This window comes from Pseudomonas gingeri (genome assembly GCF_013386165.1).
Taxonomy (GTDB): Bacteria; Pseudomonadota; Gammaproteobacteria; order Pseudomonadales; family Pseudomonadaceae; genus Aquipseudomonas; species Aquipseudomonas gingeri_C.
This window is the reverse complement of sequence record NZ_JACAOS010000023.1, coordinates 19,948-43,759: the sequence shown is the minus strand read 5'-3', so window position 1 is coordinate 43,759 and position 23,812 is coordinate 19,948. Positions and strand designations below refer to the sequence as shown.

The window sequence follows — 23,812 nt, the reverse complement described above, 5'->3', positions numbered from 1 at the left end:
TCTGTCATTACCAGGCGTTCAGGACGCCTGCATCTCGCGTTTCTTCTCGAGGGTTTCCAGCTCGTTTTTATAATTATGAGCGTCGGTCTCGTTGTGAAACATGCCTACCAGGAGGTCCTGCTGGTGTACATCCCAGATTCGAATGCCGTGGGCAACGCCTTCATGGGACATGTGTGCATCATCGCGTTCGGTCACTTTTACGGTCATCTGCAAGCTCCAGTCTCTGTTGAACTGCGGCAACGCGTCGCAGGCCTCTGTTATATGATTCATTAGCCTCCTACGTAAATCGGTAACAGACGGAATTTACTCTTGTCAGAAACGCAATAATGGCCAAAGGCCCGGATTGCTTGGGTTTGCGCCTTTTTGGCTGAAGTTTTCTGACAAAAGTTTCATCTTGGATCCGCGGCAAAGCTGCGATCCAGACGCTTGGAAGCGCGGTTGCGGGAGGAGGGCGGCGGTGAATGTGAAATCGCCATCGCTGGCAAGCCAGCTCCTACCGGGATCGCGTCGATTGGCGGGCAAGGCGGTGTCTACACGCGTGACGCCGGTTTTATTGCGGGCATAAAAAAGCCCCGCACTCGCGGGGCTCATTCTGGCGGCTTGGATCAGCTGCCCTTGACCTCTTTGCCGGCCACGGTGCCTTCCTGGAGCATGATGTTGTACTCCTTGCCGTCGGTTTCCACCTGTTGCAGGCGGACCAGCAGGTAGTCCCAGTCCTTGGCGAACCACATGACGGTGGTGCGCTTGTTCTGCGTCGGGTCGCGCACGCGCTCGACCTTGATCGCATCGACCGAGCCAGCCTTGGTGCTGACTTTTTCCGCGCCCAGGACCCGGAAGTCGTAGGTGTCGGTGTCCGTGCCTTCGACTACCTGGTAGCTCATGCTTTTCTTGCCGGCCGCAACATCGCGTTGCAGGGCCAACTGATAAGTGGACTTGTCGAGCATGCCGCTGTTGAGCGGTACCTTGACCGGGTCACCACGGTCGGTGCCGGTGACCATCTTCGACGACCAGTCGAAGTCCAGGTTGATCTTCTTCGCCTTGCCCAGGCCGCCGCGTTCGAAGGTGTAGCTCTGTGGCAGCAGGGTGTCCTTGTCGAGGCGAATGGTGCTTTCCTCGGTCAGGCTGGCGATCATCATGGAAGCCTTGAAACTCAAGGTCCAGGTGCCGTTATCGTTTTTCGACAGGCTACGCTCGGCCGAACCGCTCATGGGCAGTTGTTTCCAGTCGGCGGTGTAGCTGGCGGCGAAAGGTTGAAGATCCGCCGCTTGCACTGCCGGCAAGGCGAGCAGGGTAAGAGCGAAGAGCAGGGCACGACGCATAAAATCTCCTAGGTTCGAATCATGTGGCCGCTGGCCGCGAGTAATTGACCGTCCAACGATGCACCCTGATCACCCAGGACCAAACGCCCCTCGGCGAACCAGCGTACCGCCAGCGGATAAATCCTGTGTTCCTGGGTGTGGACCCGTTGCGCCAGACTGTGCGCGGTATCGTCAGACTCTACCGTAACCACAGCCTGTACGACCAGAGGTCCGCCATCGAGTTCCTCGGTGACGAAGTGCACGCTGCAGCCGTGTTCCCGGTCACCCGCTTCCAGCGCGCGCTGATGGGTGTGCAGGCCTTTGTACTTGGGCAGGAGAGAGGGGTGGATATTCAGCAGGCGCCCCTGATAGTGGCGGACGAAGTCAGCGCTGAGGATGCGCATGAAGCCGGCCAGGACCACCAGTTGCGGATTGAAGGCGTCGATCAGTTCGATCAAGGCGGCATCGAAGGCTTCGCGGCCGTCGAAGGCCTTGTGGTCCAGGGCGCGGGTTTCGATCCCCGCGTCCCGGGCACGTTGCAGGCCGAAGGCGTCGGCGCGGTTGGAGATCACCGCAGCGATGCGGGCCGGGTTTTCACCGGCCCGCACGTTGTCGATCAGGGCCTGCAAGTTGCTGCCGGTACCGGACAGCAACACCACGACGTTACAGGTCGAGGTCATCGGCTCGGACATCAGTGAGCCTTGAGGTTCTTCAGCTCGACCTGGGCAGCGCCTTCGGCGGCCGTGGAGATCTGGCCGATGACCCATGGCTGTTCGCCGGCTTCACGCAGGACGTTCAGCGCGGTTTCAACGTGTTCCTGGGCGACGCAGATGACCATGCCAACGCCGCAGTTCAGCACGCGGTGCATCTCGGTTTCGTCGACGTTGCCTTTTTCCTGCAGCCAGTCGAAGACCGCCGGACGCTGCCAGCTGGCCACGTCGACCACGGCCTGGGCGCCTTTTGGCAGTACCCGCGGGATGTTGTCGAGCAGGCCGCCACCGGTGATGTGGGCCATGGCCTTGACCGCGCCAGTGTCCTTGATCAGCTTGAGCAGGGGTTTGACGTAGATGCGGGTCGGTGCCATCAGCAGGTCGGTCAGCGGCTTGCCGTCGAGCTGGATGGTTTCGATGTCGGCACCCGACACTTCGATGATCTTGCGGATCAGCGAGTAGCCGTTGGAGTGCGGGCCGGACGACGGCAGGGCGAGCAGGGCATCGCCGGCGGCGACTTTCGAGCCGTCGATGATCTCGGCCTTTTCCACCACGCCGACGCAGAAACCGGCCAGGTCGTAGTCTTCGCCTTCGTACATGCCGGGCATTTCAGCGGTTTCGCCGCCCACCAGGGAGCAGCCGGACAGTTCGCAGCCGGCGCCGATGCCGGTCACTACCTGGGCGGCGGTGTCGACATTGAGCTTGCCGGTGGCGTAGTAGTCGAGGAAGAACAGCGGCTCGGCACCGCAGACCACCAGGTCGTTCACGCACATGGCCACCAGGTCGATGCCGATGCTGTCATGTTTGTTCAGGTTCAGCGCCAGGCGCAGCTTGGTGCCGACGCCGTCGGTGCCGGAGACCAGGACCGGCTGCTTGTAACCGGCCGGGATCTCGCAGAGGGCGCCGAAACCGCCCAGGCCGCCCATGACTTCCGGGCGCGCAGTGCGCTTGGCCACGCTCTTGATGCGTTCGACCAATGCTTCACCGGCGTCGATGTCTACACCGGCGTCCTTGTAGCTCAGGGAGGGTTGCTTGCTCATGATCCAGGCCTTTAGGGGGGATTCAGGGGGTATCGACCGGAAGCGGTTGGGCTTCATGGGGGAAACGAACGGGTTCGAATTTCCTTGGGCCTGACGCTCGCCGGTCTGCGAAGGCGCGCGATTTTATCAGGCTTGGGCAGCAGCGGCCATCCTCGGGCCGACGGCAGGGTCATATCGTGTTAAAAAAATCCCTTTACGCTCGTGCTGGCCGCAATGGATGTGGCTGTATAAGGTATAGCCCTTGACCCACGATCTTTATGACGGGGAAAAACTTTTCAGCGATTGTGTGAATGATGGCACTGCGCAGCGGTCTCAAACCTGTCGCTTTGTATTCATGCGGTCTTTAACCTGCCGCTTCTGCCCGTCGGGAATTTTTCATGCGTCTGTTCAAACTATTGAGTGCCGGCTGTCTTTCCCTGTTGAGCCTGGCGATCCACGCGCAAACCCTGAATGGCTTGTACCAGGTGCGCGAACCGGTCAGCAGCCAGACGCCGGATGAACGCAACCAGGCCACCCAGCGTGCCCTGGATACTTTGGTGCTGCGCCTGACCGGCGACCCCAAGGCGCTGCAGAACCCCGGCTTGGCCGAAGTGCGCAAGGACCCGCAGCAAATCATCAGCCAGTACGGCTATGACGCCGGGCCACCGGAAAGCCTGCAGGTGGATTTCGATCCGCTGAGCACCGACCGCGCCCTGCGTGGCGCCGGGCTGGCACTGTGGGGCAGCAACCGGCCGGCGATTCTCGGTTGGTGGCTGAATGATTCGACCGAGGGCTCGAACCTGATCGGCGACGGTCAATCGGCCGCCGAGCCGTTGCGCCGGGCAGCGCAACACCGTGGCTTGCCACTGCGTCTGCCGTTGGCCGACCTGGATGAACAGATCGTCGCCACGGCGAAGAACCTCGAAGGCAGTGATGCGACGCCGTTGCACGCGGCGTCCGAACGCTATGGCGCCGATGCCCTGCTGGCGGTGCATGCCCATGAAGAAGGCGGGCAGTGGCAGGCGAAATGGCGCTTGTGGCTGGGCGACCAGAAGGAGCAGGGCACGGCCCAGGGCGCCGATACGGCGGCGTTGGCGGATGCCGTGCTGTTGGCGGTGAGCGAGCGCCTGGCACCGCGTTTTGCCACCAAACCCGGGGTATCGGCTGCACAACTGCTGGAAGTGCAGGGCATGACCCTGGAGCGTTACGCTGCTCTGGAGCATTTGCTCGAGCCCTTTGGTGGTCGCCCGCAAAGCGTGGACGGCGACCGGATCGTTTATCAGGTCAACGGCAGCGCGGAACAGTTGCGTGCGCAACTGGGGCTGGCGAAGTTGCAGGAAGTCCCGGCGGGTGAAGCGTTGCCGGCGGCGACGGCAGTTGCTCCGGCTCCGGCCGCCGCCCCTGGGAGCCCTGTCGCGGCACCTGTTACGCCGGTGGCGCCGACAGCGCAGTTGCGTTTCCGTTGGTAATTTTTCGGTTCTATCGAATTTCTTTCTATATATAAGGCTGGAGTCGTCCATGACCGACACACGTCGATGGTTTTGGTTGGGCGCGGCGATCCTGCTGTGCGTGTTCGTGTACCTGCTGCACCCGATACTCTCGCCGTTCCTGGTGAGCCTGCTGCTGGCCTATATGTTCGACCCGGTGGTCGATCGTCTGGAAAAGCTCGGGATGTCCCGTACCTGGGGCGTGGTCTCGGTGTTCGCGCTGTTTATCTTGGTGTTGATGACCCTGCTGCTGGTGCTGGTACCGATGTTGGCCAAGCAGTTCTTCCGCCTGTATGAACTGGCACCGCAGATGCTCGACTGGCTGCAGCACACCGCGATGCCCTGGGCTCAGCACAAGTTCGGCCTGGCTGACGGTTTCTGGAAATTCGACAAGGTCAAGGCGGCCATCAGCGAACACATGGGGCAGACCGGCGATATCGTCGGCGTGGTGCTGTCCCAGGCGACGGCTTCGAGCCTGGCGCTGATCGGTTTCGTCGCGAACCTGTTGCTGGTGCCCGTGGTGAGTTTCTATTTGCTGCGGGACTGGGACCTGATGATGGCGAAGATTCGCAGCCTGCTGCCCCGTGACCGCGAGGAACGTATTGTTTCCCTGGCGGGCGAGTGTCACGACGTGCTGGGCGCCTTCATGCGTGGCCAGTTGCTGGTGATGCTGGCGTTGGGCGGGATCTATGCCGGTGGCCTGATGCTGGTCGGCCTGGAGCTGGGCTTGTTGATCGGCCTGTTGGCCGGTTTGGCGGCCATTGTTCCTTATATGGGCTTCGTGATTGGCATCAGTGCGGCGATTATCGCTGGCCTGTTCCAGTTTGGCGGCGACCTGTACCCGATGGCGGGCATCGTCGCGGTCTTCATGATTGGTCAGGCGTTGGAAGGGATGGTGCTCACGCCGCTGCTGGTTGGTGATCGCATCGGCCTGCACCCGGTGGCGGTGATCTTCGCGATTCTCGCCGGGGGCGAACTGTTCGGTTTTACCGGCGTGTTGCTGGCTCTGCCGGTGGCGGCGGTGATCATGGTATTGGTGCGGCATATGCACGAACTGTACAAACGTTCGGACATGTACGGCGGTCGGGAAGACCCCGATCTCTGATCGTCGCGCGCAAACCTTTGATTTTGCTTGTGGTCTGTTGCATTGTGCGCCCAGCCTCACGGGTATAAACTTTGCAAACTTTACACAGAGGCCACTAACGGTTCCCGATAACCGTTCAGTCAGCATGAAACCGATTCAGCTGCCCCTAGGTGTGCGTCTGCGTGATGACGCCACCTTCATCAACTACTACCCAGGCGCCAATGCCGCTGCACTCGGCTATGTCGAGCGGCTATGCGAAGCCGACGCCGGGTGGACCGAAAGCCTGATCTACCTCTGGGGCAAGGACGGCGTGGGGCGTACCCACCTGTTGCAGGCAGCTTGCCTGCGCTTCGAGCAGATGGGGGAGCCGGCGGTGTACCTGCCGTTGGCGGAGTTGATGGACCGTGGTGTCGAGTTGCTCGACAACCTCGAACAGTACGAGCTGGTGTGTCTGGATGACCTGCAAGTGGTGGCCGGGCGTGCGGATTGGGAAGAGGCGTTGTTTCACCTGTTCAACCGTCTGCGGGACAGCGGCCGACGCCTGTTGATTGCCGCCTCGACTTCGCCCCGTGAACTGCCGGTCAAGCTGGCCGACCTGAAATCGCGCCTGACCCTGGCACTGATTTTCCAGATGCGGCCCCTTTCGGATGAAGACAAGCTGCGGGCTTTGCAACTGCGTGCTTCAAGACGCGGTCTGCATTTGACCGACGAAGTAGGGCATTTCATCCTGACTCGTGGTACTCGTAGCATGAGCGCTTTGTTCGACTTGCTCGAACAGCTCGATCAGGCCTCGTTGCAGGCCCAGCGCAAGCTCACCATCCCCTTTCTCAAAGAGACCCTGGGCTGGTAAAACCGGGGCTTTCAGCGCTTTTTCGCCAAAATCCAGACGTCACAAAACCCACGTCAGAAGCTTTTTTCAGGCGTGTGGGAACCGTTTGGGTATTAAATCCTTAGATGTTTTCAAGAAACGACCGAGTCACATCTTGTCCCATAAAATTTGCAAATGAGGGTGATAGAAGGCATAGTCACGCCTCCTAACAAATCAGCCACGGTCGTGCCCATGCTAAATCGCTTCGCACCCCTCGTGCCTCTCGCACTTGTTACCCTGTTGTTTGGTTGCGCGGCGCATACGCCGGTTTCGCAACAGCAGGTCGATAATTCGGTCAAAACCGCTTCGGTTTCTGGCGTCAAATCCGCGTCTGTACTGGACGATGAGCTGGCCACAGAGAAAGAACTCGCCTCGTTCGGCGAGGGTAAGCCTTATCAGTTGCCAGTCCTTGCTGACAGCATTCTCGAGCGTGGCATGTCCCTGATCGGTACCCGTTACCGTTTTGGCGGCACCAACGAGAGTTCCGGCTTTGACTGCAGTGGTTTCATTGGTTATCTGTTCCGTGAGGAAGCCGGGCTCGACCTGCCGCGCTCCACCCGCGAGATGATCAACGTGAAGGCACCACTGGTTGCGCGCAACAAGCTCAAGCCAGGTGATCTGCTGTTCTTCGCGACCAATGGTCGCCGCGGTCGTGTCAGTCACGCCGGTATCTACCTGGGCGATGACCAGTTCATCCACTCCAGCAGCCGCCGTAGCGGTGGTGTGCGGATCGACAGCCTGGGCGACAGCTACTGGAGCAAGACCTTCATCGAAGCCAAGCGTGCCCTCGCGATGGCCCCTACCACGATGACTACCAGCAACCGGTAATCACTCGGGCGTTTTCAGTGCCATCGGCCCCGCTGATGGCTAAATGCCAAGCCTCAGCGCCAGGCAAACTGTACAAAAAACGTCCGAAGTTAAAGTGATACTTGAAGTTTGGCGTATAGCCGCTAGAATCCTGACATATTGTTGAGTATCTGACCGCGCGAGCCTTGCTTGCGCGGTTTTGATTTCTCTACGCCACGGCAGAGAAAGCCGCATTCAGTCAGGATTTCTGCACATGTCGACCACGGCCCGTATTGCCTTGATTGCCTTCACCGCGTTGCTCGGTGCCTGTGCCGGCCACGCGCCGCCGCCGCCAGCGCCGGTGGCTCGCCCCGTGGTATTCGCCTCCCCGCAACCCTCCTCGCCAGAAGCCGAAGACGTGCTGTTCCGTGCCTTGGGCCTGGTTGGTACGCCTTATCGTTGGGGTGGTAATACGCCGGACTCGGGTTTTGATTGCAGCGGCCTGATCGGTTATGTGTATCGCGATATGGCGGGCATCAACCTGCCACGTTCGACCCGTGAGCTGATCGTGATGCGGGCGCCGAACGTGCCGCAGAACGCCTTGCAGACCGGCGACCTGATCTTCTTCGCCACCAACGGTGGTTCCCAGGTCAGCCATGCCGGCATTTATGTCGGCGAGGGCCGTTTCGTCCATGCGCCGGCCACTGGCGGCACGGTGAAACTGGACAGCCTGTCCAAGGCCTACTGGCAGCACGCTTATCTGAATGCCAAGCGTGTGTTACCGGCCGGGCACCTGGCGAGCAACCCTTAGTCACCGAGTTGCCGCGAGGTTGTCATGACCGCTCGCACCCTCAAGCTGGACGATGCCCTCTACGGCTATCTGCTGGACGTTTCCCTGCGCGAAACGCCGTTGCTCAAGCGTCTGCGTGATGAAACCCAGGCGCTGCCCATGGCGCGTTGGCAGGTGGCGCCTGAGCAGGGCCAGTTCCTCGCGCTGCTGGTCAAGCTGACCGGCGCCCGGCGTTTGCTCGAAGTCGGCACCTTCACCGGTTACAGCGCCTTGTGCATGGCCTCGGCCTTGCCGCAGGGCGGTAGCCTGCTGTGCTGCGATATTCCCGGGGGCTACAACGCCACGGCGCTGCGCTATTGGCGGGAAGCGGGTCTGGCCGAGCGCATCGAACTGCGCCTGGCGCCGGCGCTGGAAACCCTGGCGCAGCTGGAGCAGCAAGGGCAGGGCGGGCAGTTCGATCTGATGTTTATCGATGCTGACAAAGCCAACTATCCGGCTTACCTGGAAAGTGCCTTGCGTTTGCTGCGCACGGGCGGCCTGGCGATTTTCGATAACACGCTGTGGAGCGGGCGGGTGCTGGAAGTGAATGCGCCAAGTGCCGACACCCGGGCCATCCAGGCGCTGAACCGAGCCTTGAAGGATGACGCGCGGGTGGATCTTTCGCTGTTGCCGCTGGGTGATGGTTTGACGCTGTGCCGTAAAGTCTAGAGCGCTCGCTCAGGCTTCCTTGAACAGCAGGGCGATGCCGGGGTGATATTGGCCGGCTTCGTTGTGCAACTTGCGATAGGCGTAGGGGAAGTACCAGGCGACGGCGCAGCTGTGGGCTTTTTGCAGGTCATCGACCATGTCCTGCAGGTCCTCCGGGCTGGGGCTCTGCTGCGGCTTGAAGGGTGAGACGAACAGGCAGCCGAGTTTCAGGTGATGGGGCTGGCTGATCCTCTTGGCATCGCTCGTCACATCCAGCAGCGCCGGCATCGGGTTCAGGTTGTTGACCTTGGGCCAGCGTTGCGTGGCCTGGATATAGACTGACTCTTGCGCGGTTGAGATCTGCAGGTCGCAGTGTCCGCCACGGTCGCCCTCTTCGAACTGCTTTTTGGTCTGGAAGTGCTCCAGGGTGACCATTTCCGCCGCCCAGGCCGCGGCCGACAACAATCCCAGGTTGGCTCGCTCGTTGAACCAGTACGGCGCCTGACCGTCACCGAGCAGTTGGTTGTAGCGATCAATGCATTCGGGCCAGCGTTCCAGGGCGGGACGCAGGAATTCCAGTTTCGGATTGCTGATGATCAGGCCTTGCATGGGGCTCCCCTTTACTTATTCTTGGGCGGGTTGTGGCTATTTGATATCACCTTGTTCAACGTAGCACAAATTTTGGCGCCAGTTTTTTGAGCGAGTCGATGTTTTTGCCTGGCCGGGCAAGGATTGGTTTTCGTCATCGGGAGGATTTTCAGAACTCGTTGTGCGGACGATGGAATCGAGGGCATAAAAACATCAGGAAAGCGCTAGCAGAGGTGTTTTATGTCTCCTTCAAACGGTGGTGTGATCGATAAATCATTGTTCAAGGCCTTGGGGCGAGCGGTTGCCGAAAATGCTCTACGGCACGACGGTGATGCGACGCTGGATCGACGCAGTTGGCAAAGGATGGCTGAATTGGGCATGTGGAAGATTCCTGTCACCCGCGAGCTGGGTGGCTTTGGGGGGACCTGGGCGGAGTGTGCCGAGTGCCTGGACGAGGTGGCCAAAGAGTGTGAGGACCTGGGTTTCCTGATTACCGTCCTCGGCCATATAGGTTCATTAAAGCTTCTGTGTAGTCATGGCTCCGCGCAACAGATACAACGTTGGGTGCCGAGGTTGTTGAAGGGTGAAATTGCGGTCACGGCCATGACGGAGTCTTCGGGTGGTTCCGATCTGTCGAAAATGCAGTTGTCCGCGGTACGCGAGGGCAGTGGTTATCGTTTGAGCGGGCAGAAAAAGCATATTACCAATGCACCCGTTGCCACGATGGGGATGTTGGCGGGACGCATACCTGCACTGGGCCCGAAAAAAGACATCACGCTGTTTTTCATGGACTTGGATGCGCCCGGAATCAGTGTGGGCGAGCAAGAGTTCAACCTGGGTATTCGTACCAGTCCGACGGCGGATCTGAATCTGGTCGAGGTGGCCATTGATGAGGGCAATATCATCGGTGCTCCAGGACGGGGCCTGACGGTTTTATATGAAATCATTTCTTTTGAGCGGGCCCTGTACGGGATTATCGCGGCGGGCCTGATCGATGGCATGACCCGTTCCGCGATGCAGCGCAGCCAGTACCGGCAGGCGTTTGGGCAGGCGATCGGCGCGTATCAGTATATTCAAGGGCGTTTGACCGAGATGAAGATGTCTTCCATCGTGTGTCGAAACCTGGCCTATGAAGCCTTGCGTCTCCTGGACAGAAATGATCCCGAGGCCTCCATGGTCTGTTCCACTGCCAAGTATCAAGGGGCCGAGTGTTTGATGAGGTCGGCCGAGAGCCTGATGCAGGTACATGGTCACCTGGGCTATTCGGACCCCAGGATCGGGAAATACCTGCGCGATGCCGCCGGCCTGAAGATCGCCGGGGGAACCAACGATATACAGCGGATCAATATCTTCAATCAGATGTCGAGGTGTTGAGGGGCCAGTCGCTTTCAGTACAGGCCCGTATCATTGCAGACGCCAGCGTTTTCACGTCGTCGCTGGCCTGTGCGGATATCTTGATGAATAACCGGGCTTGCGGGAGGTCGGGAAGCTTGTGGTCATTCACGATGCCCAATGCATCGGGCACGTTTTGAGTCGGCATGACGCCGATGGCCTGGTCGGTCACGATGGTCGTCTTGAGGTGTGTGAAATCACCGGACGAACAGATCACCGTGAACCGTTGCGCGTTGTCCGTGAGTGTTTGTTGCGTGAGGCGCCGAATGACGCTGCCTTGCGGTGGAACGGCTAGCCTGATGATGTCGTTGCGGTACAGCCGCGAGCCTTTGGCCGATACCCAACTCAAGGGGATCACCGCTATCTCCAGTGCCCCAACCAATTCTGTTTGCAGTATGAAGGCGATATCCAGAAGGTGGTGCTCGACCATCCTTGAGAGGTTCATGGCGTCGTCATTAAAAAAAGAACACTGAATGTTCGAGGAGAACGTACTCCTGATGATCTTCTCTATGAGTGCCGGGTCGTGATGTTCGGGCAGGCCGATTCTGGCGTGAGGCGGGGGACGTTCATGGGTGATCGAGTGGATCAACTCATCGTTGAGCTTCAGGATTTGCTGGGCGTAATCGTAAACTTTCAGGCCGGCCGGTGTCAGGCGTATTTCTTTGCCCCGTTCCAGAAGTTTTTCATGGGTGATCTGCTCCAGTTTTTTTATTTGCAGGCTGATGGCTGATTGCGTTCGAAACAGCTGTTCAGCCGCTTTGGTGAACCCCTGGGTATTGCTGACATACACCAGGGCTCTGAGCAGGTCCATGTCGATATTGGTGAGTTTCATGGCCGGGTGTTCAGGGTAGAGAGATCATCAGCTTGGACGTTGCTTCTGCGACTGTCAGTCGTTACTGGCTGGTATTTCTGTCGGGAAATTCTTTTTCCGGTGTGCGCAGGGGATTACTGCTTTTGGGCGGCAACAGGGCGCTGGCGGCAATGGCGGCGAGGATGATTGCCATCCCTGCCAGCTCCAGGGGTGTCAGGGTTTCATCCAGCAATGACCACGACAGCGCCGTCGCGGTAACGGGCTGCAGGAGCAATACGATTGAGCTGAACGAGGCAGAGAGTCCTTTCAGCGACCGGGTCACCAGCAGTTGTCCCAGCACCTGGCCACAGAGAACCAGGGCCAGCAGCAGGGCCCAGGTGCTCAGGTCGCCGGGCAGCGGCGCTCCGGACAGTATGAAGACCGGGAACAGCAGCAGGCTGCAACCCACCGTGATGAACAGCATGATCAGTGCAGGCGCGCACTCATATTCCCTGACCTTCTTGATGGTCACGATATAGGCGGCGTAGAAAAAGGCCGCCAGCAACGCCAGGGCCTCTCCCCAGTAGTCGTGGGTCAGGGGTTTATCGAGGATGCACAGCACGTACATCCCGCCAATGGCCACCAGCAGGCAAACGAACTCCGTGACTTTCGGTTTCTCGACGATCCCGGCGATGCCCATGAGCACGACGAAGAAGGGCGCGCAGTTGGTGAGCAGTGTGGCGATGGCCACATCGGTGCGCTTGATGGCGAAGTGCATGACCGTCAGGTCGGCGGTAAACAAGATAACGGCCAGCAGTGTCAGACCGTAGAATCGCCCGTTTTTCGGAACAGGCGATGCCCTGGTGGTATTGAAGGCGCAGATCAGCAACATGAAAGGCGTCGCCAGCAGTACGCGATAAAAGGCGGAGACCTCGGCATCGAAAGGCAGGGCCTTGACGGTGACGGGAGCCACCCCGAGCAAGGCGGCTCCGGCCACCAGCCAGAGAATGAGCGATAGCCTTTTTTCAGACTGGGGAAGTCCTGGTGTCATGGTCAGGCTCCTGTACTTTTGTCCGCGACCCGTTCCTCGAACTTTTCGCGCTCGATGATGGCTCTTGTATGCGTACCTGAAAGAATGACTTCGAAACCGTCGGTGGCCTTGACGTCAAACGTGACGTATTTGCCCGTCACCGCCTTGACCCGGGCGCTGACGCTGATAGTGAATCCCAAGGGGGTCGGGGCCAGGTGTCGACTGTCGTGGGCGATGCCGAGGGTCATTGCGGTTGTGGGTAGCAGGTCTTCCAGGGCACGCATCGCGGCCAGTTCCGATAGCCACAGCAGTATTGGTGTGGCGAGAACCGGAATGTCATTGTTCCAGTGCGTGGCAAGGTCGCTGGGCGTTACGGTATGTAGAATTTCGCCCGTCCTGCCCATGAGCTCAGTCATGCAGTGACTCCCTGCGCAGATCATAAGGGGCACTGCGGATCACTTCGTCAAGCAACGACAGCATGTCCTCGAGCACGGTTTGTGGGGTGTTGAGCGCCGGTGCGAAGATCAGTGCATCGCCGTGTTCATGGGCGGCGAACCCGCTGGCGGGATAGAGATTCAAGCCTTTTTCCAAGGCGTGCCCGACCAGTTTTTCGGCGACATTGGCACGTTGGGGAAATGTCCTTTTACTGCGCTTGTCCCGGACAATTTCCAGTCCCCAGAACAGGCCTTTTCCACGAACCTCTCCGATCAGGTCCGAGGTTTCCATGCAGCGGCGCAAATGCGACTCGATGATTGTTGCCCGGCTGGCGGACAACTCCACCAATGCCTCTGTTTCCAGCACATCGAGCACCGCGTTGCCTACCGCCGCGCCCACCGGGTGATTGGAGTGGGTGTGGCCGTAGGAGAAGAGGCCGGTCCCCAGCTCGATGGCTTCCTTGATCGTTTCGCTGACCAGTAGGCAGGAGAAGGGGAAGTAGCCGGCGTTCAGGCCTTTGCCCAGCACGCTGATGTCGGCTTTGACGTCGCCATGCTCCATGGCCAGCCATGAGCCGGTCCTGCCCAGGCCAGTCAGGACTTCGTCGGCGATCAGCAGGATGTCGTGGCGGTTACAGATGTCGCGGATTTTTTCGAGATAACCGGTCGGTGGTGTAATCGCGGCCCCGGACGCGCCCGTGATCGGTTCGATCAGCAGTGCCGCGATGGCATCGCTGCCCACCTCGCCCAGCTCGACTTCCAATGCCTGGGCGCAGGCGAGCTGGCAGCTCTTTGGCGTTTTTCCGTAGGGGCATCGATAGCAGTAGGGTGTGGGCAAGGTCGGACGTTGCGCGGGGTTGCAAACCCCTCTGCGTCGGGGCCAGTGACCGGAAAGCGTCAGGCTGGCCTGGGTTGAACCGTGATAGCTGATGGTTCTGCTCAGGATGTGTTTTTTCTTCGGCAGCCCCACTTCGTCCCAATACTGAATCGCGGTCCGGCAGGCCGCCTCCACGGCTTCGGACCCGCTATTGACGAAAAAGGCACCGGCATAACCCAGTTTGCGGCAAAGCCGGTCGGCCAATTGTTCCGCTGGAAGATTGAGGAATTGGGTTCGGTAGCCGGCGCTCAGCTTTTGAGCTTGCTCGGTCATCCTGGCGAGGATGTATTCATGGCCATAGCCGAGCGAGCAGGCGATGGCGCCGGAACAGGCGTCGAGTATTGTCCTGTTGTCGTTCGTATGGATCGTACTGCCTGTGGCGGTATAGGCCGTGGGGCAGTGGTGGCGCAGGTTGGGTCTGATCAGGTGCATGGCCGTCACCTCGGGTTATTGTTCTTCCTGAGAGGCGAGTATTCCCGGTCATGTCGATCAGTAAAAATGAGTTTTCCTCGTGCAGGTCATTTCGAATGCTTATGGGGCGTGGATCGTTGTATCGCCAGTAGCCCGGCTCGGCTTTATTTGACGCTCCACCCCCAACCCTCTAACCTTCGCCGATTGTTTCAGGTGCTCTGTGGCGGCCAGCCGACAGGGTGAAACAGGGAAGCCGGTGAGCCCTTCGACAGGCGCGATTCCGGCGCTGCCCCCGCAACGGTAAATGAGTCAAGACCGCGCCTTGAGCCACTGTGTCCAATCGACATGGGAAGGCGCGCGGTCCCGCGAATACGCGCTTATGAGCCCGGAGACCGGCCTGATCCATCCCACAGCGTCACGGCGGGCGATGCTGGACGGCTCCGGCCGCGTTTTTCCCTGCCCCCCGTTTGCCTTATCCAGCCCCAACGGAGAGCTGCCATGAACGAATCCCCCGATCGCGACGAACGCCACCTGGCGCGCATGCTGCGCAAAAAGGCCGTCATCGACGAACGTATCGCCAGTGCGCCCAACGAATGCGGCCTGCTGCTGGTCCTGACCGGCAACGGCAAGGGCAAGAGCAGCTCGGCCTTCGGCATGCTCGCCCGTGCCATGGGCCATGGCATGCAGTGCGGCGTGGTGCAATTTATCAAGGGCCGCAACAGCACCGGCGAGGAGCTGTTCTTCCGGCGCTTCCCCGAGCAGGTGCGTTTCCATGTGATGGGCGAAGGCTTTACCTGGGAGACCCAGGATCGCCAACGGGATATCGCCGCCGCCGAAGCCGCCTGGGAAGTGTCCCGGGAAATGCTCCGCGACCCGAGCATCGGCCTGGTGGTGCTCGATGAACTGAACATCGCCCTCAAACATGGTTATCTGGACCTCGACCAGGTCCTGACCGACCTGCAAGCCCGCCCACCGATGCAGCACGTGCTGGTCACCGGGCGCGGCGCCAAGCCGGAAATGATCGAACTGGCCGACACCGTGACTGAAATGGGCCTGCTCAAGCACGCGTTCCAGGCCGGGATCAAGGCCCAGAAGGGCATCGAACTATGAGTCAAACGCGTCATTGCCCGGCGGTGCTGATCGCCGCGCCGGCTTCCGGCCAGGGCAAGACCACGGTGACGGCGGCCCTCGCGCGCCTGCACCGCAATCAGGGGCGCAAGGTCCGGGTCTTCAAATGCGGCCCGGACTTTCTCGACCCGATGATCCATGAGCGCGCCAGCGGCGCGCCGGTCTATCAGTTGGATTTGTGGATGGTCGGCGCCGAGGAAAGTCGCCGGCTGCTCTGGGAAGCCGCGGGTGAGGCCGACCTGATCCTGATCGAAGGGGTCATGGGGTTGTTCGACGGTACGCCGTCGAGTGCCGACCTGGCCCGGCATTTTGGTGTGCCGGTGCTCGGGGTCATCGACGGTACCGCCATGGCCCAGACCTTCGGCGCCCTGGCCCTGGGGCTGGCGCGTTACCAACCGGACCTGCCGTTCGCCGGGGTGCTGGCCAACCGCGTCGGCACCCTGCGTCACGCGCAATTGCTCGAAGGCAGCCTGACCGAAGGCCTGCGTTGGTACGGTGCGCTCTCCCGGGAAACCGGGATCGAGCTGCCGAGCCGCCATCTCGGCCTGGTGCAGGCCAGTGAATTGAATGACCTGGACAAGCGCCTGGACGTCGCCGCCGAGGCCTTGGCCGGCAGTTGCGAGGTGGCGCTGCCGCCGCCGGTGGCCTTTGAGGCGCCCGAGCTGGTGGTCGCCGAGCCGCTGCTGGCCGGCGTGCGCATCGCGGTGGCCCATGACGAAGCCTTTGCCTTCATCTATGGCGCCAACCTGGACCTGTTGCGGGCCATGGGCGCCGAGTTGCGGTTTTTCTCGCCGATCCACGATCAGGTCCTGCCCGAGGCGGACAGCCTCTATCTGCCCGGCGGTTACCCGGAGCTGCATCACCTGACCCTGGGGCAGAACGCAGCGATGCTGGCGGCGATCCGTGCCCACCACCAGGCCGGCAAACCCTTGCTCGCCGAATGCGGCGGAATGCTCTATCTGCTCGACGCGCTGACCGATGTCGAAGGACAGCGTGCCGAGTTGCTGGGCTTGCTGGCGGGGGAGGCGGTGATGCAGAAGCGCCTGGCGGCCCTGGCCTTGCAGGCGGTGACCTTGCCGGAAGGGTTGTTGCGCGGTCACACCTATCACCATTCGCTGACCACCACGGCCCTTGAGCCGATTGCCCGGGGCCTGAGCCCCAATGGTGGGCGTGGCGCCGAAGCGGTGTATCGACAGGGGCGGATGACCGCCTCTTATGTGCATTTTTATTTTCCGTCCAATCCGCGGGCCATTGCCGCGCTGTTGGCCCCGGATATCCACTTTGCCAAGGCCGGCGCACTCTCGGAGCGCGCGGACTTACCCGCGCGGAGGCCATGACCGACAACGCTTTTAGTCCTGAAGAACGCGCGGCGGTCTACCGTGTCATCGGTGAGCGTCGCGATATGCGTCATTTTACCGGTGGCAGCGTGGCGCCCGAATTGCTCTCGCGCTTGCTCGAAGCGGCGCATCAGGCACCCAGTGTCGGGCTGATGCAACCCTGGCGCTTTATTCGGATTACCGACCGCGAGCTGCGCGGGAAAATTCAGCAGTTGGTGGAAGAAGAACGGATACGCACCGCCGAGGCCTTGGGTGAGCGTTCCGATGAATTCATGAAGTTGAAGGTCGAAGGCATCAACGACTGTGCCGAAGTGCTGGTTGCCGCGCTGATGGATGATCGCGAGCGGCATATCTTCGGTCGTCGGACCTTGCCGGAAATGGACATGGCGTCCTTGTCCTGTGCCATCCAGAATCTCTGGTTGGCGTCCCGCGCCGAAGGCCTGGGCATGGGCTGGGTCTCGCTGTTCGAGCCCCAGGCCCTGGCCCGCTTGCTCGGTCTGCCGGCGGGGGCCAAGCCGCTGGCGGTGTTGTGCCTGGGGCCGGTCGAGGCGTTTTATCCGGCACCGATGCTGGTATTGGAAGGCTGGGCGCAACCGCGTCCTTTGAGTGAGCTGTTATATGAGAATTATTGGGGAGTGAGTCAATGAGTGTGGCGTTGTTGAGTGTCGCCGGGGTTGCGCTGGATGCGCTGCTGGGCGAACCCAAACGCTGGCATCCGCTGGTGGCGTTCGGCCGTCTGGCGGACCGTATCGAACAACGTTTCAATGCCGGCGGGCGCGGTTGGCGCAGTCACGGGGTCACCGCCTGGGTGCTCGCGGTGCTGCCGCTGACTCTCCTGGCCACGGCCTTGTCGTGGGCGCCCTATGTCGGTTGGCTCGTCGAAATCCTCGCGCTCTATTGTGCCCTCGGCCTGCGCAGCCTCGGCGAGCACGTCATTCCGGTGGCCCAGGCGTTGCGCAGTGATGACCTGGATCGTGCACGCCAGCGGGTGAGCTATCTGGTCAGCCGCCAGACCACGGAGCTCGATCACACCGAAGTGGCCCGTGCGGCCACCGAGTCGGTCCTGGAAAATGGCAGCGACGCGGTGTTCGCCGCCTTGTTCTGGTTTGTCGTGGCCGGCGCGCCCGGCGTGGTCCTGTATCGCTTGAGCAATACCCTGGACGCCATGTGGGGTTATCGCAACGAGCGTTTCGAGCGTTTTGGCTGGGCGGCGGCGCGGATCGACGATGTCTTGAACTATATTCCTGCACGCTTGGTGGCGCTGACCTACGCCTTGCTTGGCAAGACCGGCTTGGCACTGCAATGCTGGCGCCGCCAGGGACCGACCTGGGACAGCCCGAATGCCGGGCCGGTGATGGCGGCCGGCGCCGGTGCGCTGGGGGTCGAGTTGGGCGGGGCGGCGATTTATCACGGTGAAGTGCATCAACGCCCACAGCTGGGCGAGGGGGAGCCGGCCACGGCCGACTCCATCGACCGTGGCTGGCAGTTGGTGCAACGGGGTGTGTGGTTGTGGTTGCTGATTCTCTGTCTGGGAGCTGAGATTTATGCTTGAGCATGGTGGGCGCTTGCGCAAGGCGGTGGAGCACTACGGGATTGCCGAAGCCGATTGGCTGGACCTGTCCAGTGGCCTCGCGCCCTGGCCTTGGCCGATCCCGCCGATCCCCGAGCGTGCCTGGGCGCGCCTGCCGGAAACCGATGACGGCCTGGAACAGGCCGCCTGCACCTATTACGGCGCGCCCCTGGTGTTGCCGGTGCCCGGTTCCCAGGCGGCGATCCAGTTGTTGCCGCGCCTGCGTCGTTCCGGCAAGGTCGGTGTGCTGTCGCCCTGTTACGCCGAACACGCCGAAGCCTGGCGGCGCAACGGCTACATCGTGCGCGAAGTGCTGGAGCACGAAGTCGACTTTTTTCTAGATAGTCTTGATGTGCTGGTGGTGGTCAATCCGAACAATCCCACGGGCCTGAGCCTGGCCCCGGAGCAGTTGCTGGAGTGGCATGGCCGCCTGGCCCAGCGCGGTGGCTGGCTGGTGGTGGACGAAGCGTTCATGGACAACACGCCACAGCGTAGCCTGGCCGCCCACAGCCACAAGGTCGGGCTGATTGTGCTGCGCTCGTTCGGCAAGTTTTTCGGCCTGGCCGGCGTACGCCTGGGCTTTGTCCTGGCTGAAGCCCAGTTGCTCAAGTTGCTGGCCGAACAGGTTGGTCCCTGGGCGGTCAGTGGGCCGACGCGGGTACTCGGGCAGGTGTGCCTCGCCGACACCGCCGGCCATGAGCGCCAGCGGGTGCGCAGCGAACAGGCCAGTCAGCGCCTGGTGGAATTGCTGACGCGTTTCGGCCTGGCGCCCCAGGGCGGTTGCACGTTGTTCCAGTGGCTAGTGACGTCCCGGGCCGAGGCGTTGCATGAGTTCATGGCTGGCCGGGGCATTCTGCTGCGCTTGTTTGCCCAGAACAGTAGCCTGCGCTTCGGTCTGCCGGCCAATGAAGCCGATTGGCTGCGTCTGGAGCAGGCGCTGTCGGCGTTTGCCGGGGAGTTGGCATGACCACCCTGATGGTGCAAGGCACCACCTCCGATGCCGGCAAAAGTACGCTGGTGACCGCACTCTGCCGCTGGCTGACCCGTCAGGGCGTGCGGGTGGTGCCGTTCAAGCCGCAGAATATGGCGCTCAACAGCGCGGTGACCGCCGACGGCGGCGAGATCGGCCGGGCCCAGGCGGTCCAGGCCCAGGCGGCCGGGCTGGCGCCGCACACCGACATGAACCCGGTGTTGCTCAAGCCCAACAGCGACACTGGCGCCCAGGTGATCATCCACGGCCGTGCGGTGACCAGCATGAATGCCGTCGCCTATCACGACTACAAAGCCATCGCCATGCAGGCGGTGCTGGCCTCGCACCAACGCCTGAGCGCCGCCTATCCGGTGGTGATGGTCGAAGGCGCGGGGTCGCCGGCGGAGATCAATCTGCGCGCCGGGGATATCGCCAACATGGGTTTTGCCGAGGCGGTGGACTGCCCGGTGCTGTTGATTGCCGATATCAATCGAGGCGGGGTGTTCGCCCATCTGGTGGGCACCCTGGAACTGCTGTCGCCCAGCGAGCAGGCGCGGGTCAAGGGCTTTATCATCAACCGTTTTCGCGGCGATCTCGCGCTGTTGCAGCCCGGCTTGGATTGGTTGGAGCAGCGCACCGGCAAGCCGGTGATTGGCGTGCTGCCTTATGTGCTGGACCTGCATCTGGAGGCCGAGGACGGTCTCGACCAACGCCAGGCCGATAAGGCCGACCAGGTGCTGAACGTGGTGGTGCCGGTGCTGCCGCGCATCAGCAACCATACTGATTTCGATCCCTTGCGCCTGCACCCGCAGGTCGACCTGCAATTTATCGCGCCTGGCCAGGCCATTCCGCCCGCGGACCTGATTATCCTGCCCGGCTCCAAGAGCGTGCGCAGCGACCTGGCCTATCTGCGCCAGCAGGGCTGGGACACGGCGATCAACCGTCATCTGCGTTATGGCGGCAAGGTGCTGGGGATCTGTGGCGGTCTGCAGATGCTCGGTGAGCAGGTGCATGATCCCCTCGGGCTGGAAGGGCCGCCGGGTTCCAGTGCCGGGTTCGGGCTGCTGGCCCTGAGCACCGAGCTTGAACAGGAAAAACAATTGCGTAATGTGCGCGGTCGCCTGTCCCTGGAAGACGCCGAGGTCAGCGGTTATGAGATCCATGCCGGAGTGACCGTCGGCGCGGCGCTGGAACAGCCGGCCGTGCACCTAGACGATGGTCGTTGCGACGGTGCTCAAAGTGCCGACGGACAAGTGCTCGGGACTTACCTGCATGGTTTGTTCGAATCGCCTCGGGCGTGCAGTGCGCTGCTGCGCTGGGCCGGTTTGGCGCAGGTGCAGGAGGTCGATTATCACGCCCTGCGCGAGCGTGACATCGAGCGCCTGGCCGACCTGGTGGAAAAACATCTGGATACCGATCGCCTGCGCCAGCTGTGCGGTCTTGAATAAGGATATCTGTCTACCATGTTGCAACTGATCCTCGGCGGTGCCCGCTCCGGCAAGAGTCGCCTGGCTGAACGCCTGGCGGCGGAAAGTGCGCTGCCGGTGACTTACATCGCCACCAGCCAGCCGCTGGACGGCGAATTGAACGAGCGGGTTGCCCTGCATCGCCAGCGGCGCCCGGCCCACTGGCAGTTGATCGAAGAACCGCTGGCGCTGGCCCGGGTCCTGCGTGAGAACGCGGCGACCGACGCCTGCCTGTTGGTGGATTGCCTGACCCTGTGGCTGACCAATCTGTTGATGCTGGACGACGCCGAGCGTCTGCAGCTCGAGCGCGAAGCCCTGTTGCTGAGCCTTGCGCAGTTGCCGGGAGAAATTATTTTTGTCAGCAACGAAACCGGTCTGGGTATCGTCCCGCTGGGCGAATTGACTCGCCGTTATGTCGATGAAGCCGGTTGGCTACATCAAGCTCTGGCCGAGCGTTGTCAGCGTGTGGTGCTGACAGTCGCCGGTTTGCCCCTGACTTTGAAAGGAACTGCGTTATGAGTGAATCGTGGTGGCTGAACCCGTGCAAGGCGATTGATCTGCAGGCGCAAGGCGCGGCATTCGAACGTCAGCAACAACTGACCAAACCCACCGGCTCCCTGGGCCAGCTGGAGCAGGTCGCGGTGCAACTGGCAGGTTTGCAGGGTCGGCTCAAGCCGCGGGTCGACACCCTGTGGATCGCGATTTTTGCCGGTGACCATGGCGTGGTGGCCGAAGGGGTTTCGGCGTATCCCCAGGAAGTGACCGGGCAGATGCTCGCCAACTTCGTCGGTGGCGGCGCGGCGATCAGTGTGCTGGCGCGGCAGCTGGGCGCGCAGTTGGATGTCAACGACCTCGGCACTGTGACGCCGATGCTCAATCTGCCGGGTGTGCGTCATCTGCAGATCGGTGCCGGTACCGCGAACTTTGCCCAGGGCCCGGCCATGACCGAAGCCCAGGGCCGTCTGGCGCTGGAAGCCGGACGTGACAGCGTGCGGCGCGCGCTGGCGGCCGGGACTGAATTGTTTATCGGCGGCGAAATGGGCATCGGCAACACCGCCTCGGCCAGTGCCGTGGCCTGTGCGCTGTTGAAATGCCCGGCGGCGTTGTTGGCCGGTCCCGGCACCGGGCTTGATCCGGCCGGCGTGAGCCATAAGGCCCAGGTGATCGAGCGAGCGTTGGCGCTGCACGCCGAGCACACCGACGATCCGTTGCAGGCCTTGTTCCGTTTGGGTGGCTTCGAGATCGCGGCTCTGGCCGGGGCTTATGTGGCCTGTGCCCAGGAAGGCGTGGCGGCACTGGTCGACGGCTTTATCTGCACCGTGGCGGCGATGGTCGCGGTGCGTTTGAATCCCGAGTGTCGGCAGTGGCTGATCTTCGCCCATCGGGGTGCCGAACGTGGGCATCGGCATGTTCTGGAGAGCTTGCTGGCCGAGCCATTGCTCGACCTGGGCCTGCGTCTGGGCGAGGGCAGCGGCGCGGCGTTGGCGGTGCCGTTGGTACGCCTGGCCTGTGACCTGCACGGGCAGATGGCGACCTTTGCCGAGGCGGCCGTGGCTGATCGCCCGGCATGACCTTGCGCCTGGACCTGCTGCGTCACGGTGAAACCGAACTGGGTGGCGGCTTGCGCGGTAGCCTGGACGATGCCTTGACGCTCAAGGGCTGGGAGCAGATGCGCGCTGGTGTGGCAGAGCAAGGGCCCTGGGACCGGGTGATCAGTTCGCCCTTGCAGCGTTGTGCCCGCTTTGCCGAAGAGCTGGGCGCGAGCCTGGGGCTGCCGGTGGAGATCGAGCACGACCTGCGGGAGTTGCATTTCGGTGCCTGGGAAGGGCAGAGCGCGGCCGCGTTGATGGAGACGGATTCCGACGATTTGGGACGCTTCTGGTCCGATCCCTATGGTTTCACACCGCCTGACGGCGAACCGGTGGAACGCTTCGCCGCGCGGGTGTTGGCGGCGGTGTCGCGTTTGCGGCAGCGCTATGCCGGCCAGCGCGTGTTGCTGATCAGCCATGGCGGGGTGATGAAGGTCTTGCTGGCCCAGGCCCGCGGGTTGCCGCGTGAGCAGTTGTTGCAGGTCGAGGTGGCCCATGGCGCCTTGTTTGCCTTGCAGGTAGCGACTGACGATGGGCTGAGGGAAGCGCCGTGAATCGCGAGCCGTTCTGGATCGCCTTGCAGTTTCTCAGCAGCCTGCCGATTCGCTTGCCGGGGATGCCGGAGCCTCGGGAAATGGGGCGTTCGTTGCTCTGTTATCCGTTGGTGGGGTTGCTCTTTGGTGCCGTGCTTTATGCCCTTGATTGGATGTTGGCGGGAGCGCCGTTGTTGCTCCATGCCGCGCTGCTGCTGACGGCTTGGGTGCTGCTCAGCGGCGGCCTGCATCTGGATGGCCTGGCCGACAGCGCGGATGCCTGGCTGGGCGGCTTCGGCGACCGTGAGCGGACCTTGCTGATCATGAAGGACCCGCGCAGCGGGCCGATTGCCGTGGTCACCTTGGTGCTGGTGTTGTTGTTGAAGTTCTGTGCCTTGCTGGCGTTGATCGAGCAACAGCAGACGCTTGTGTTGTGGATTGTGCCGCTGACCGGCCGTAGCGCCTTGCTCGGGTTGTTCCTGACCACGCCTTATGTGCGTGCCGGTGGCTTGGGGCAGGCGTTGGCCGATCATCTGCCGCGCCGGGCAGGTTGGACTGTATTGCTGGCGAGCGCGCTGTTCTGTGGAGTGCTGGCCGGTTTCAAGGGCGCCTGGGCTTTAGGGCTGGCGGCGCTGGGCTTCTGCTGGTTGCGACAGTTGATGATGCGGCGATTGGGCGGCACCACGGGCGATACGGCGGGGGCGTTGCTGGAGTTGCTGGAAATGCTGGTGCTGGTGGGGTTGGCGTTGGTCTGATGGGTCTTCGCTGATCTTGCCAATGCCATCGCCAGCAAGCTGGCTCCTACAGAAACTTGGGCTCAACGCCATTTTTGTGGTGAAACACAAATTTGTAGAAGTCTGGGATCGACGCCATTTTTGTGGTGAAACACAAATTTGTAGGAGCCGGCTTGCTGGCGATGGCGTCCGGATAGGCGCCGCTGGATTCAAGGGTCTCATTGCTGCGATGCG

General features: G+C 61.7%; 26 protein-coding genes and 1 riboswitch. Of the genes, 17 read left to right on the top strand and 9 right to left on the bottom strand.

The window, feature by feature from the left end; genetic code table 11:
* Nucleotides 1-18 precede the first annotated feature (18 nt).
* From HX866_RS30195 to purM, 4 genes are all read right to left on the bottom strand, one after another.
* A complete protein-coding gene (locus HX866_RS30195; protein ID WP_100940982.1) occupies nucleotides 19-207 on the bottom strand; it encodes a hypothetical protein in 189 nt (62 codons plus the stop codon).
* A gap of 398 nt (nucleotides 208-605) precedes the next feature.
* Nucleotides 606-1,319, bottom strand: coding sequence for a DUF3108 domain-containing protein (locus tag HX866_RS30190; protein WP_177098391.1), 714 nt, complete (start codon nucleotides 1,317-1,319; stop codon nucleotides 606-608).
* An 8-nt stretch (nucleotides 1,320-1,327) separates the two neighbouring features.
* Complete coding sequence (purN, locus tag HX866_RS30185; protein ID WP_177098404.1) at nucleotides 1,328-1,978, bottom strand: phosphoribosylglycinamide formyltransferase; 651 nt, start codon at nucleotides 1,976-1,978, stop codon at nucleotides 1,328-1,330.
* A gap of 11 nt (nucleotides 1,979-1,989) precedes the next feature.
* Nucleotides 1,990-3,048, bottom strand: a complete 1,059-nt coding sequence (gene purM, locus HX866_RS30180) for a phosphoribosylformylglycinamidine cyclo-ligase (protein ID WP_177098390.1) — start codon at nucleotides 3,046-3,048, stop codon at nucleotides 1,990-1,992.
* 377 nt (nucleotides 3,049-3,425) lie between these two features.
* Here purM and HX866_RS30175 point away from each other — a divergent pair, with 377 nt between their 5' ends.
* The 6 genes from HX866_RS30175 (at nucleotide 3,426) to HX866_RS30150 (ending at nucleotide 8,750) form a co-directional block, all read left to right on the top strand.
* On the top strand, nucleotides 3,426-4,496 hold the full coding sequence (locus tag HX866_RS30175) for a DUF2066 domain-containing protein (protein WP_177098389.1): 1,071 nt from the start codon (nucleotides 3,426-3,428) through the stop codon (nucleotides 4,494-4,496).
* A 49-nt stretch (nucleotides 4,497-4,545) separates the two neighbouring features.
* Nucleotides 4,546-5,619, top strand: coding sequence for an AI-2E family transporter (locus HX866_RS30170; protein ID WP_177098388.1), 1,074 nt, complete (start codon nucleotides 4,546-4,548; stop codon nucleotides 5,617-5,619).
* 124 nt (nucleotides 5,620-5,743) lie between these two features.
* Entirely contained in the window at nucleotides 5,744-6,448 is a 705-nt protein-coding gene (gene hda, locus HX866_RS30165; RefSeq protein ID WP_177098387.1) for a DnaA regulatory inactivator Hda, read from the top strand.
* Nucleotides 6,449-6,658: 210 nt separating this feature from the next.
* Complete coding sequence (locus tag HX866_RS30160) at nucleotides 6,659-7,294, top strand: C40 family peptidase (protein ID WP_177098386.1); 636 nt, start codon at nucleotides 6,659-6,661, stop codon at nucleotides 7,292-7,294.
* Between the two features lie 232 nt (nucleotides 7,295-7,526).
* Complete coding sequence (locus tag HX866_RS30155) at nucleotides 7,527-8,063, top strand: C40 family peptidase (RefSeq protein ID WP_177098385.1); 537 nt, start codon at nucleotides 7,527-7,529, stop codon at nucleotides 8,061-8,063.
* A 24-nt stretch (nucleotides 8,064-8,087) separates the two neighbouring features.
* Nucleotides 8,088-8,750 (top strand): class I SAM-dependent methyltransferase, encoded by a 663-nt coding sequence (locus HX866_RS30150; RefSeq protein ID WP_177098384.1) that lies wholly within the window; start codon nucleotides 8,088-8,090, stop codon nucleotides 8,748-8,750.
* A gap of 9 nt (nucleotides 8,751-8,759) precedes the next feature.
* Here the strand turns inward: HX866_RS30150 and HX866_RS30145 are convergent, their stop codons facing one another.
* Nucleotides 8,760-9,338 (bottom strand): hypothetical protein, encoded by a 579-nt coding sequence (locus tag HX866_RS30145; protein WP_177098383.1) that lies wholly within the window; start codon nucleotides 9,336-9,338, stop codon nucleotides 8,760-8,762.
* A 219-nt stretch (nucleotides 9,339-9,557) separates the two neighbouring features.
* Between HX866_RS30145 and HX866_RS30140 the strand changes: the two genes are divergently transcribed.
* The gene (locus tag HX866_RS30140) at nucleotides 9,558-10,691 is read left to right on the top strand and encodes an acyl-CoA dehydrogenase family protein (RefSeq protein WP_177098382.1); all 1,134 of its coding nucleotides are present in this window, start codon (nucleotides 9,558-9,560) and stop codon (nucleotides 10,689-10,691) included.
* On the opposite strand, the gene HX866_RS30135 is transcribed toward HX866_RS30140, so the two are convergent.
* The 4 genes from HX866_RS30135 to HX866_RS30120 all read right to left on the bottom strand — a co-directional run bounded on the left by HX866_RS30135 (nucleotide 10,669) and on the right by HX866_RS30120 (nucleotide 14,272).
* Nucleotides 10,669-11,541 (bottom strand): LysR family transcriptional regulator, encoded by an 873-nt coding sequence (locus HX866_RS30135; RefSeq protein ID WP_177098381.1) that lies wholly within the window; start codon nucleotides 11,539-11,541, stop codon nucleotides 10,669-10,671. The genes HX866_RS30140 and HX866_RS30135 overlap by 23 nt on opposite strands.
* 61 nt (nucleotides 11,542-11,602) lie before the next feature.
* The gene (locus tag HX866_RS30130; RefSeq protein WP_177098380.1) at nucleotides 11,603-12,550 is read right to left on the bottom strand and encodes a DMT family transporter; all 948 of its coding nucleotides are present in this window, start codon (nucleotides 12,548-12,550) and stop codon (nucleotides 11,603-11,605) included.
* A gap of 2 nt (nucleotides 12,551-12,552) precedes the next feature.
* Complete coding sequence (locus HX866_RS30125) at nucleotides 12,553-12,945, bottom strand: thioesterase family protein (RefSeq protein WP_177098379.1); 393 nt, start codon at nucleotides 12,943-12,945, stop codon at nucleotides 12,553-12,555.
* A complete protein-coding gene (locus tag HX866_RS30120) occupies nucleotides 12,938-14,272 on the bottom strand; it encodes an aminotransferase class III-fold pyridoxal phosphate-dependent enzyme (protein WP_177098378.1) in 1,335 nt (444 codons plus the stop codon). The genes HX866_RS30125 and HX866_RS30120 overlap by 8 nt, the downstream gene beginning before the upstream one ends.
* A 173-nt stretch (nucleotides 14,273-14,445) precedes the next feature.
* A riboswitch (cobalamin riboswitch) is annotated at nucleotides 14,446-14,666 on the top strand.
* Between the two features lie 83 nt (nucleotides 14,667-14,749).
* Between HX866_RS30120 and cobO the strand changes: the two genes are divergently transcribed.
* The 10 genes from cobO to HX866_RS30070 are packed head-to-tail and all read left to right on the top strand — an operon-like array spanning nucleotide 14,750 to nucleotide 23,599.
* Nucleotides 14,750-15,361 (top strand): cob(I)yrinic acid a,c-diamide adenosyltransferase, encoded by a 612-nt coding sequence (gene cobO, locus HX866_RS30115; protein ID WP_177098377.1) that lies wholly within the window; start codon nucleotides 14,750-14,752, stop codon nucleotides 15,359-15,361.
* Nucleotides 15,358-16,716: a cobyrinate a,c-diamide synthase gene (locus HX866_RS30110; protein WP_177098376.1), complete on the top strand. Its 1,359-nt coding sequence runs from the start codon at nucleotides 15,358-15,360 to the stop codon at nucleotides 16,714-16,716. Before cobO ends, HX866_RS30110 begins: the two co-directional genes overlap by 4 nt.
* Nucleotides 16,713-17,363, top strand: coding sequence for a 5,6-dimethylbenzimidazole synthase (gene bluB, locus HX866_RS30105; protein WP_177098375.1), 651 nt, complete (start codon nucleotides 16,713-16,715; stop codon nucleotides 17,361-17,363). Before HX866_RS30110 ends, bluB begins: the two co-directional genes overlap by 4 nt.
* Complete coding sequence (gene cbiB, locus HX866_RS30100) at nucleotides 17,360-18,268, top strand: adenosylcobinamide-phosphate synthase CbiB (protein ID WP_177098374.1); 909 nt, start codon at nucleotides 17,360-17,362, stop codon at nucleotides 18,266-18,268. The genes bluB and cbiB overlap by 4 nt, the downstream gene beginning before the upstream one ends.
* On the top strand, nucleotides 18,261-19,253 hold the full coding sequence (gene cobD / locus HX866_RS30095; protein WP_177141002.1) for a threonine-phosphate decarboxylase CobD: 993 nt from the start codon (nucleotides 18,261-18,263) through the stop codon (nucleotides 19,251-19,253). Before cbiB ends, cobD begins: the two co-directional genes overlap by 8 nt.
* Complete coding sequence (locus HX866_RS30090) at nucleotides 19,250-20,704, top strand: cobyric acid synthase (protein WP_177141001.1); 1,455 nt, start codon at nucleotides 19,250-19,252, stop codon at nucleotides 20,702-20,704. Before cobD ends, HX866_RS30090 begins: the two co-directional genes overlap by 4 nt.
* Nucleotides 20,705-20,719: 15 nt before the next feature.
* Nucleotides 20,720-21,241: a bifunctional adenosylcobinamide kinase/adenosylcobinamide-phosphate guanylyltransferase gene (cobU, locus tag HX866_RS30085; RefSeq protein ID WP_177141000.1), complete on the top strand. Its 522-nt coding sequence runs from the start codon at nucleotides 20,720-20,722 to the stop codon at nucleotides 21,239-21,241.
* Nucleotides 21,238-22,293, top strand: coding sequence for a nicotinate-nucleotide--dimethylbenzimidazole phosphoribosyltransferase (cobT, locus tag HX866_RS30080; RefSeq protein WP_177125557.1), 1,056 nt, complete (start codon nucleotides 21,238-21,240; stop codon nucleotides 22,291-22,293). The genes cobU and cobT overlap by 4 nt, the downstream gene beginning before the upstream one ends.
* On the top strand, nucleotides 22,290-22,865 hold the full coding sequence (cobC, locus tag HX866_RS30075) for an alpha-ribazole phosphatase family protein (RefSeq protein ID WP_177140999.1): 576 nt from the start codon (nucleotides 22,290-22,292) through the stop codon (nucleotides 22,863-22,865). The genes cobT and cobC overlap by 4 nt, the downstream gene beginning before the upstream one ends.
* Nucleotides 22,862-23,599, top strand: coding sequence for an adenosylcobinamide-GDP ribazoletransferase (locus HX866_RS30070; RefSeq protein WP_177140998.1), 738 nt, complete (start codon nucleotides 22,862-22,864; stop codon nucleotides 23,597-23,599). Before cobC ends, HX866_RS30070 begins: the two co-directional genes overlap by 4 nt.
* Nucleotides 23,600-23,812 lie beyond the last annotated feature (213 nt).